The organism is Candidatus Cloacimonadota bacterium (assembly GCA_020532085.1).
Taxonomy (GTDB): domain Bacteria; phylum Cloacimonadota; class Cloacimonadia; order Cloacimonadales; family Cloacimonadaceae; genus Syntrophosphaera.
The window spans coordinates 1-10230 of sequence record JAJBAV010000054.1 but is presented as its reverse complement, the minus strand read 5'-3'; the positions used below and the strand labels follow the sequence as shown (position 1 = coordinate 10230).

Genomic DNA, 10230 nt, shown 5'->3' with positions numbered 1-10230 from the left:
TCGAACTTTGAGGACAAATGGCCAAATGGCTCCGGAAATCACAAATCGGTGGACAAAATAATGCCATACTCTCTTGTTATAGGGACTACTGCAATTCCTGACACTCACTTTTTTGGGGGGATGCCTTTTATTTTGCGGATTGGGCAAAAAATATCTGAACCGCTCCCGGGCAACAAGCTCCAAGGTATCTTTAGAAGTTCGATTGTGTCCTTGATGGAAGTATTTTTTTCTCATCTTCGGAGCGACTTCTGCCAACCATCCCATCCTGCGATTCTTCCAGCCCCTCAAGCTAATGCTGTTTTCAGCTGGATCGACCGCAAGATCATTCAGACATCATGCCGCCGGCTTTTTTCGCCCTGCCTGGAAAAACAGAGCTGATTTGGCCCAACTTCCGCCCGGCGATCAGGGCGACATATGCGGTTAATATACTTATCATTAGATACTTACGGTCATCATTCAAGGTTGGCGTCCAGGCAGGCGATGATCGCGGTCAGAAATAGAGATGCCAAAACCGTGCCGGGAGGGTCGCCACCGCCGATATTTCTTGACAGGGAGAGGCTTTTCAGAGAAAAGGCCAGCCATGAAAAAATCCAGATTCCATGCCTGCGAGATCAAGCGCCACCGTGAGGTGACGCCGCCCCTTTGCGCGGTTTGCCGCCGCGTGGGGAAATGCCGCGCGTTCCGCATTTGGTATCAGACCCACCGTGACGAATATCTGGATTTTGTGCTTGACATCTGCAAAAGATTTCCTGATAAATACACAATGGAGGTAGACTTCATGGCCGAAAAACAAACCTTTGTCCAGATCGTGGACATGGCCACCGGAGCGATCGAAAGGATCGTGAACCTGAAAGAGATCGAGGCGATGACGCCGGAGCAAAAGCTGGAACTCAGCCGCAACAAGAATCTCTTTGTAGTAACCCACCGCCTGGAACCGGTTGTGCGGGTGGAGCTGAAAAAGTCGGTGATCAGCGAGCCGCTGCAGTTCGCGGAACCGGAACCTGCCAAGGCCGCGCCGGAAGCGGTGAAAAATGCTGAACCAGCCCCATCCGCGGGCAGCAGGCCACGCAAGAAGAAATAGCGGCCAGCCAACCGGCTGAAAAAAATCCTTTTCAGAAAAGCCCCGGTGAAAAAGATGGTATGATTGGTTAAACAAACAGCTTCCCATGGCCCCACTCGCCCCGTAAGCGAGCGTGGACCGGGGAAAAGGAGACATTATGTTCAAGCTTGACGACAAGCATCTGGAAGCAGCCCAGAAGATCGCGGGCAAGCATCGCCGCAAAAAAAGCTGCGACAACTGCTATGACCGCGGCTGGATCGGGACCACAGACCAGAATCTGGTGGTTCTCTGCACCCGCTGCGTGGACATGGATGCCGCCATGGAAGAGTGGAAAACCTACGTTTCCGAACACGAAGAGCTGAAGGAACACTTCAGCGAACTCTTTGAGGAAAAGCCGGTTACGGAGGAAGAAGAGGAGCGCGTGCTCCCCGCGGCCCATGAACACAAGAGAGACCATCTGCAAACGAAGCAGAATTTCGTTCCCGGCCAGAGACGCCCGGGCCATTCCAAAAAGATCGGCTGAGTGAAGGTTTCGCATCTTCCGGCCGCGTTGTCGCCCCAACCGAAGATCAGCCCAACGCAAGGACACAATTTTAGCTTAAATGTATAAAAACATAGACCTTAAAGAAAGCCCCAGGCACCTGGAGGAGCGGGTTCGCGCCTATTGGCGGGAACACTCCCTGGCCCAGAAAAGCATCGATCAGCGCGAGGGCGCGCCCCAATTCGTGTTTTACGAAGGACCGCCCACCGCCAATGGCAAACCCGGCATCCATCACATGCTGTCACGCACGCTGAAGGATCTCGTGTGCCGCTACCAGACCATGAACGGTTTCCAGGTGAAACGCAAGGCCGGCTGGGACACCCACGGCCTGCCGGTGGAGATCGAGGTGGAAAAGCAACTGGGACTTGAAGATAAAAAAGCGATCGAAGCCTACGGCGTGGAGAAATTTTGCCAGGCCTGCAAGAAATCGGTTTGGAGCTACCTCGACCTCTGGCAGGAAATGACGGAACTGATGGGCTACTGGATTGACCTCGACGATCCCTATATCACCATGCACAACAGCTACATAGAGAGCGTCTGGCACATTTTGGACAACTTTTTCCAGCGCGGGCTGATCTACAAAGCGCACAAGATCGTGCCTTACTGCCCCAGCTGCGGAACCCCGCTCTCTTCGCACGAAGTGGCGCTGGGCTACAAGGACGTGGAGGATCCCTCCGTGTTCGTGAAGTTCAGGGCTGAGGACGAAGACGACACCTGGTACCTGGCCTGGACCACCACGCCCTGGACGCTGATCTCGAACGTGGCGCTGGCCGTACATCCGGACGAAACTTACGTGAAGGTGCGCCATCTGGAGGAAAACTACATCCTGGCCAAGGCCCGGCTTGAGGTTTTGGATGGCGAATACGAGATCCTGAGCGAATTTCCCGGCCGGGAACTGGAGCGCCGCCGCTATCAGCCGCTCTTCAGTTTCATCGAGGTGGAAAAACCCGCCTGGTATGTGGGTTTGGCGGATTACGTGAGCATGGACGACGGTACCGGCATCGTGCACACCGCCCCGGCTTTCGGCGCCGATGACTATGCCCTCGGCCTCAAATATGATCTGCCTTTCATCCAGCCGGTGGATGCAGAAGGCAAATTCAACCATTTGATCGCGCCCTGGACCGGCATCTTCGTAAAAACCGCGGACAAAGACATCATCCGCAGCCTGAAGGAAAGCGGCAACCTCTACCGCCGCGAGCAGGTGAAACACAGCTATCCCCACTGCTGGCGCTGCGAAAACCTGCTTATCTACTACGCCCGCGAAAGCTGGCATATCCGCACCACCGAATTCAAACGGCAGCTGCTGGAGCAAAACGGCCAGATCGCCTGGTATCCCGGCTTCGTGGGCGAAAAACGCTTCGGCGAATGGCTGTCCAACAATGTGGACTGGGCCCTTTCCCGCGACCGGTTCTGGGGCACGCCGCTGAACATCTGGATCTGCGAGGATTGCGGCGAAAAGAGCTCCGTGGGTTCGATCGGGGAACTGATCAGCCGCGGCAAACTGAAAAACGGCGCGCCGGTGCCCGCCGACATCGAACTGCACAGGCCCTACATCGATGATGTGACCCTTGCCTGCGCCAAATGCGGCGGCAGCATGAACCGCACCCAGGAAGTGATCGACTGCTGGTTTGACAGCGGCTCGATGCCCTACGCGCAGTGGCACTATCCCTTTGAAAACAAAGATAGTTTCGATTCCGAACTATTCCCGGCCGACTTCATCTCCGAAGGCATCGACCAAACCCGGGGCTGGTTCTATTCCATGCTGGCCATCGGCACCCTTTACAAAGGGCGCTCCAGCTATAAAAGCTGCCTGGTGAACGATCTCATCCTGGACGCCAAAGGCCAGAAGATGAGCAAATCCAAAGGCAATTCCGTGGACCCCATCGAATTGATGCACACTTACGGCGCCGACGCCATCCGCTGGTATCTGCTGGAGGTAAGTCCGCCCTGGGTGCCCACGCGCTTTGATGTGGAGGGAGTGAAAGAAATCATCGGCAAATTTATCGGCACGCTTAAAAACACCTATTCCTTCTTCGCCACCTATGCCAACATCGATGGCTTCGACGCCGCGGCCCATCCCCAGGATTGGCGGCACGGCGCGGAGATCGACCGCTGGATCGTTTCCCGGCTGCAGACCCTGATCGGCCAGGTGCGTGAGTGGATGAAGGACTACGAACTAACCAAGGTGGTGCGCGCCATCCAGGATTTTGTGATCGACGAACTTTCGAACTGGTATGTGCGCCGCAGCCGCCGCAGATTTTGGGCGCTGGAACTCACGGAAGACAAGATAGGCGCCTATCGCACTCTTTACCAAGTGCTTGTGAGCGTGGCAAAACTGATCGCGCCCTTCACGCCCCATCTGGCGGAAGAACTGTTTCTCTCGCTTGAAGCGGGTGAAAGCGTGCATTTGGCCGCGTATCCGCAGTCCGAGACCGCCTGCATCGATCCCGCCCTGGAAGCGGAAATGCGGGTGATAATCGAAGTTGTCCAGCTGGGCCGTGCCGCCCGCAATGCCTGCCAGATCAAGGTGCGGCAGCCTCTGCAAAGGATGTATGTGCCGGCCAAATACCGGGCGACCGTGGAACGCATGTTTGGCCTCATTCAGGAGGAAGTGAACATCCACGAGATCGTCTATGTGGCTGAAGATGAAGATTTTGTGCACTACGAACTGAAACCGCAGTTCAAGGTGATGGGCCCCAAATACGGCAATCAGATGAAAGCCATCGCCGCCGAACTGGCCCGCCTGAAGGGTCAGGATATCCTGGCAGCCTTCAATGCCACAGGCACTTACAAACTTGCCTCCCTGGGCATTGAACTGGTGCCGGAAGACGTGGCAGTGCACATCCAGCCCCGCGAGGGCTTCGTTTTCGAGAGCCTGAATGACATGTTCGTGGCCCTGGACACAGCCCTCACGCCTGAACTGATCCGCGAAGGCTATGCCCGCGAGCTGGTGAACAAGATCCAGTTCAGCCGCAAGGAACAGGGTTTCGAGATCATGGACCGCATCGAAGTGGAGTGGCTGGGAGACGCCGAGATCAGTGCCGCGCTGGCCGCGCACGGCGATTTCATCCAAAGCGAAACCCTCTGCGACGCGCTGCGTGAGTCCGGATCATCCGCCGGCCTCGGCGAGTACGACATCAACGGCAAACAGGTCTGGCTGAGGATCACGAGGACCGTCTGATGCGCTATTGCGGCAACTGCGGGCAAAAGATCCCGGAAAAGAGCAAGTTCTGCGTCCACTGCGGCGCGCGGCGCGAAGATCTGGAAGCAAGCAACAACGAACAGAATCACGTTCCCCAACCCGAAGCTCCTGAAGTGATCAGGAGTTTCGGCGGTGACCGGGTTACCGACGCGGTTTTCAAGCTGATGGACCCGGGTGACGCTTTTTGCGGCTACACCATCGTCCGCATGCTGAACAAGGATCCTGAGGGGATCAAATACATCGCGGAAAAAGACGGCAAAAAGTACGTGCTCAAGCTCTTTTTCAAATACAAGTATTCCGATCTGGAATCGATCATGGGTCTGCAGAAAAGGCTTAAACGCATGGGCAACCTGAGTTCCGTGCACACGGCCCGGGTCGCCGAAATCAACCAAACCCACGATCCCGTTTTCATGGCCACGGAATTCGTGAGCGGCGATTCACTGGCCCGGATCAAGGCCAACAACGCCGGACGGCTGAGTGAAGATTTCGTGCGCGAAGTGGCCAAACAACTGGTGCAGACGGCGATAGCCGTTCGCCAACAGGGGCTTTCGCTGCATGAACTCACCCCCAGCGGGATCATGGTGCCCGAGGATTCCGACAATATCACCGTGCTCTCCTCAGGCATCAAATATGAAGAGGTGGACGAGCGGGAAGAGGTTTTCAACCTGGGCGTCATCATCGCTCAGTTGCTGTCCGGAAATGTGCTGTACAACGCAATTTACAACTCCGAGCATCTAAAGCAGCACAAGTTTGCCAACATCCCGGGCGTGACCCTGAGCATGAACAGGATCCTTTCGGACTGCTTGCACCGCAACATTTTACAGCGCTACACTTCCCTGGAGACCTTGCTGAAAGGTTTGAACGGTCTGCCGCCGGTGGACCAAGACGAGGTTTTCGCGCCGCAGGGGGCCCCGCAATCGCTGGAAGAGCTGCAAGATCAGCCGATGCCGCCACCCAAGCGCCATCTGGAATGGACGTTCTGGCTGCTGATCGGTCTGATTGCGGCGGGCCTTGCCCTGTTCTTCATTTTCGGCCTGCCGGCAATTCTCAAACCGGGCGGCCTGGTTGAGAACATCGGCAATATCATCACCGGAACGCCGGACACCCTGGAAACCAACACCCAGAACGTTCCGCAACCCCGCCAGCCGGGAAACGCCCCCGCCGGCCAGCAAACTCAGAACGCGGTCAGGGAAGATCCCCGCAAGCTGAGTTTGCCGGGAGAGCAAACCTATCAAAACCCGGGCACCAAGCCCGCCAAGACCGCCGCGCCGCCGGACGGAAGCAGGTTCGTGCGTGTTCCGGGCGGGATTTTTGGCTTCGGACGGCTGAAGGACAATCCCAACTCCAACACCTCCCAGGACGGTTTCTGGATCGGCAAATACGAGGTGACCCAAAGCGAGTGGGACGAATTTATGACCCCGCCCTATCTGCATGGAACCCCGGCCGGCAATCTGCCGGTGGAGAACGTAAGCTGGATCGATATCATCCGCTATTGCAACGCCCGCAGTGAAAATGAGGGGCTGCAACCAGCCTACCGGATCACCGGAGGCGCCGCGTCCGTAAGCTGCGATTTCTCTGCCAACGGCTATCGCCTGCCCACTGAAGCCGAGTGGGAAATGGCCGCCAAAGCCGGAACCCTGCTGGATTACAGCGGATCCGACGACCCCAACGATGTGGCCTGGCACTATGACAACAGCAAGCTTCGCTACCGCGCCGGCGGCGGCAAGAGAGCCAACGCCTACGGGATCTACGACATGAGCGGAAACGTGGCGGAATGGTGCTGGGACTGGTATGATGCCAAATATCCCAGTAAAATGGCGGAGTTCAACAATCCCCGCGGCCCGTCCGGCGGCAGCTTGAAAGTGATCCGCGGCGGCAGCGTCAAGAACGGGATCGGCACCAAGCTGGGCATTCTCAACCGCGAGAGCGGCAATCCAAACCTGGGATATTCCTACGTCGGCTTCAGGCTGGTTCGCAGCCGCTGAAGCTTATTTGACCAGGATCATTTTCAGGGTTTTGCTGTAATCCCCGCTCTGCAGTCTGTAGAGGTAAATTCCGCTTCCCACCTGATTTCCAGCACGGTCACTGCCATCCCAGACGCTTTGATGATCGCCCGAGGACAGATTTTCCTTCACCAGTTCTTTCACCAGTTGACCCTTGAGGTTGTAGATGCCCAGGCGCACCTCTGCCGGGGTCGCGAGGCTGTAGCGAATGGTGGTTTTGGGGTTGAAGGGATTGGGAAAGTTCTGATACAGGGCGGCTTGCGGCAATCCCGGCAGGCCTGGGTCCTGGGCCGCGGTGGAGCTTCCGCAGATCAGCCTGATATTGTCGAGGGTCCAGCCCGGGTCTGTAAGTTCCACATGGGTGGACTGATCCGTGAGGCGGAAGCGCAGCCAGACCGTCTGCCCGGCGAGGTCGTCCAATGGCACCAATTCTTTGCTGAAGTGGTCGTGGCGACCGGATTTGGTCCACCAAACCGTCCAGTTGAGGCTGTCGCTGGAGGTTTCCACCGTCACCGGATCGAAGTTCCACTCGGTGTAGAGGTGGGAATCGAAAGTAAGCATGGACGTCGTTCCCGCGGGCAGTGTAAGCGGCTGCGTGGGCGCTATCCAGACGTCGCAGTTCATGGCGTAGAATCCGTTTCCACCCCAGCTGTCGGTGATGGCGTAACCAGCAGCCGAAAGCTCGTTTTGAAGCATCCACGGACCTTCGAAGGTCCAGCCGTCAGTGCCGGTTTCCCAATTTTCCGAGAATAACACAGTGGCTGGGCTGAGATCCAGCAGAAGGTTGTTCATGCCGGGGGCCAGCTGCAGGGTGCCCAGCCAGGGATAGTAGCCTTCGGCGTAAACCCGCACGGGATATTCGCCCTCAAAACCATTGTAAACAAAGTGTCCGTTCACCGCCAGGGTGTCCGGGTAAACCTCACCGATCACGATCTGGGCGGCGATGTCACTTCCTCCGCTGCGCACCCTGCCGCTCAGGCTGGCAGGCTGGCGCGGCTGCATCTGCACCTGGATCTGGGTCCAGTTGTTGTTGTAGACCATCTGGTTTTGGATCACGGTGTCCCAATAACCGGCTTTGCGGAAGCGGAGGTTGTAGGTGCCGGTGGCCAAAGGCTTGAAAAATCTGCCGGTGGTGGGATCTGAGGTGCGGGGCACGAACCAGGGCGCGTGCAAGCCCTCCACGATGATCTCAGCCTCCAAGGGTTCGCTGCTGGCAGCGTCGCGGATGATCCCGGTGAGCATCGAGCTTGAAGGCACGGCCTGGGAATTGGGCAGCGCGCGGTTCAACATCCAGTAAACGGCGTTGCGGCAGCGCTGGACCGTGTTCTGCATCAGGGCCTCGGTGGGTTGAAGATTCGCGGTGCCGCATTCGATAAGCATCTGGAAGGTGCCATACTGCTTGTACATCCAGTCGTGAAACGCGCCTTTGCGGCTGAGATTGGGCAGGGATTCATAGCTGGCGGTTCCGGCTTCGTTGATGATCTGGGCGGCCACGGAAGCGCTGATGGAGGCGGAAAAGGCCACGTCTGGCGAGGGCCGCACCTCTTTCCAGTTGAAGGGATAATAGCATTTCTCGCTCAGGTTGCCTGTGCGCGAGGAATGCCAGCAGATCGAATAGACGAATTTGTACTGGTCGGCCAGCGCTTTGAGGGCCTGGTTTTCGCTTTCGCTCATCGGATAGGGGCCGCGGTAATAATCCCAGACCTCCAGTCCGCCCGGCTGCAGCAAGGAGTCGCCGTGGCACCAGTTGAAATCAAAGTTGCGGTTGAAATCCACGCCGTCGGCATCGTAACCCACCAGGGGACTGTAGTCGAAGATGCCATTCAAGTCGTTGTCCCGCTTGTTTTTACGGTATGAAGTGTCGAGATTGGCGGTCACCACGTTGTGCCCCTCGGGATTGAAGGTGGGCACAAACCACATGTCCAGAAAATTTATCCACTGCATATAAGGCAGCTGGTCGCGATTGGCCAGGATCTCGGAAATGTTGTTCATCGTGGTCTGCACGCCCAGCACCTCCTCCGCGTGAACCTGTCCCACAAAGAGCAGCGCGGGCTCCTCCTCGTCCTGGTCCACATTGTCGGAAATGCGCATGGCGTATAGCGGCAGCTGATCCTGCTGCGTCACTCCGATCTGCACGCGTTTGGCGATGTCCGGATGCTGGGTCTGAAAATCGCTCAGCATCTGGGAGATCTGCGCGTAGGTGTAATAGCAATCCGGCAAAGTTGTACCTTGGGCCCAGAGCGCGGCCACTGATACAAGGAGCGCGACAAACAGCAATTTTTTCATGGTTGGTCTCCACACATTATTATCTGCTTTCCTGTATCGCAATTTTTGTTCCACTTTGTCAGTTCGTTCCCAATATCAATACGGTATCAATACGGAATCAATACGGATGAAATCCGTATTGATTCCGTATTGATACCGTATTGATATTGGGAACGAACGGGAGGGAATCCCGGAAAATTCCTTGGGCGCTACCTGCTGAGGAGCATTTTACCGGCCAGAGAAAAATCACCGCTCTGAATCCGGTATAGATAGATCCCTGCCGCTGCTTTTCCGCCCTGTTCATCCCGGCCGTCCCAGACTATTTCGCAGGGACCCGGAGAGGCAAATCCATCCTTCAGGCATCTGATCAGCTGTCCGCGCAGGTTATAGACCGATACATTGAGACTGCTGGCTTTCTGAAGGTAAAAACTGATGGTGGTTTTGTCGCGGAAGGGATTGGGGTGGTTGCAGATCTGGCCGGCCAGTTCCGCCGGGGGAATGAGGTGATCGTTGTTGTCCGAGTTTCCGTTGTAATGCAGGATCACGAAGCTTCTTGTATCTGCGACATATACGTAACTGCCACAGACGGCCAGCTGTTTAGCCCAGCCACGGGTGTTATAATAACCGGTGATCTGCGCAAAACCGGCGCTGTCGTGTTCCAGCACATAAACACCCGATGTTTCGGCGGCAACATAGACCTTGTTTTGGACAGCCTCAAGGTCGAAAATCCCCGCAGGAAGGTTGGTTCGGGAAGCGAACTGCGGATCGGCAGGATCGGCGCAGGTATAAATGTCCACAGCATCGTTGGTGGCCGCATAGAGGTAAGTGCCAGCCCTGGCGAGACCTCCGCCGTAGAGGTTGCCGCTGCCCACGAAACCGGCCTGCTGGGGCGAAGAGGGATTGGACACATCAAAAATCATTATTCCACTGGAGCCCACGAAAAGATAATTGCCCTCCAGGGCCAGGTTTCCCGTCCAGACGTCCAGATCGATGGATCCTGTTTCTACGGGAGCGGCGGGATTGGCGACATTATAGATAAGACCTTTGCACATAATCCTCAGGGTCTGGTTAAAAAGTAAGAGCATTTAGGATCAAAAAGTAGTTTTTGAAATCTGCAAATAATTCTTGACAAAATAGATAGGCTCATATTTTGTCACTC

The 10230-nt window shown here is 56.3% G+C and carries 7 protein-coding genes; 5 read left to right on the top strand and 2 right to left on the bottom strand.

Annotated elements, in window-relative coordinates; translation table 11 throughout:
* From LHW45_10345 to LHW45_10325, 5 genes are all read left to right on the top strand, one after another.
* Positions 1-378, top strand: a 378-nt coding sequence (locus LHW45_10345) for a hypothetical protein (protein ID MCB5285971.1), incomplete at its 5' end; no start/stop codon positions are given.
* Positions 379-580: 202 nt separating this feature from the next.
* Positions 581-1081, top strand: a complete 501-nt coding sequence (locus tag LHW45_10340) for a hypothetical protein (protein MCB5285970.1) — start codon at positions 581-583, stop codon at positions 1079-1081.
* A gap of 136 nt (positions 1082-1217) precedes the next feature.
* Positions 1218-1583: a hypothetical protein gene (locus tag LHW45_10335; GenBank protein ID MCB5285969.1), complete on the top strand. Its 366-nt coding sequence runs from the start codon at positions 1218-1220 to the stop codon at positions 1581-1583.
* A 79-nt stretch (positions 1584-1662) separates the two neighbouring features.
* Positions 1663-4782, top strand: coding sequence for an isoleucine--tRNA ligase (ileS, locus tag LHW45_10330; protein MCB5285968.1), 3120 nt, complete (start codon positions 1663-1665; stop codon positions 4780-4782).
* Positions 4782-6788, top strand: a complete 2007-nt coding sequence (locus tag LHW45_10325; GenBank protein MCB5285967.1) for an SUMF1/EgtB/PvdO family nonheme iron enzyme — start codon at positions 4782-4784, stop codon at positions 6786-6788. Before ileS ends, LHW45_10325 begins: the two co-directional genes overlap by 1 nt.
* Positions 6789-6791: 3 nt before the next feature.
* Here LHW45_10325 and LHW45_10320 read toward each other — a convergent pair whose 3' ends face one another.
* Both LHW45_10320 and LHW45_10315 read right to left on the bottom strand, forming a co-directional pair.
* Positions 6792-9092, bottom strand: coding sequence for a T9SS type A sorting domain-containing protein (locus tag LHW45_10320; GenBank protein ID MCB5285966.1), 2301 nt, complete (start codon positions 9090-9092; stop codon positions 6792-6794).
* A 188-nt stretch (positions 9093-9280) separates the two neighbouring features.
* Positions 9281-10123 carry a T9SS type A sorting domain-containing protein gene (locus tag LHW45_10315; GenBank protein MCB5285965.1) on the bottom strand — a complete coding sequence of 281 codons (843 nt, stop codon included), beginning with the start codon at positions 10121-10123 and terminating at the stop codon, positions 9281-9283.
* Positions 10124-10230 lie beyond the last annotated feature (107 nt).

What these genes read in the sequence shown, in the direction of transcription:
- LHW45_10340 (MCB5285970.1), top strand. Translation starts at nt 581, where the DNA reads ATGAAAAAATCCAGATTCCATGCCTGCGAGATCAAGCGCCACCGTGAG.
- LHW45_10335 (MCB5285969.1), top strand. Translation starts at nt 1,218, where the DNA reads ATGTTCAAGCTTGACGACAAGCATCTGGAAGCAGCCCAGAAGATCGCG.
- ileS (MCB5285968.1), top strand. Translation starts at nt 1,663, where the DNA reads ATGTATAAAAACATAGACCTTAAAGAAAGCCCCAGGCACCTGGAGGAG.
- LHW45_10325 (MCB5285967.1), top strand. Translation starts at nt 4,782, where the DNA reads ATGCGCTATTGCGGCAACTGCGGGCAAAAGATCCCGGAAAAGAGCAAG.
- LHW45_10320 (MCB5285966.1), bottom strand. Translation starts at nt 9,092, where the DNA reads ATGAAAAAATTGCTGTTTGTCGCGCTCCTTGTATCAGTGGCCGCGCTC.
- LHW45_10315 (MCB5285965.1), bottom strand. Translation starts at nt 10,123, where the DNA reads ATGTGCAAAGGTCTTATCTATAATGTCGCCAATCCCGCCGCTCCCGTA.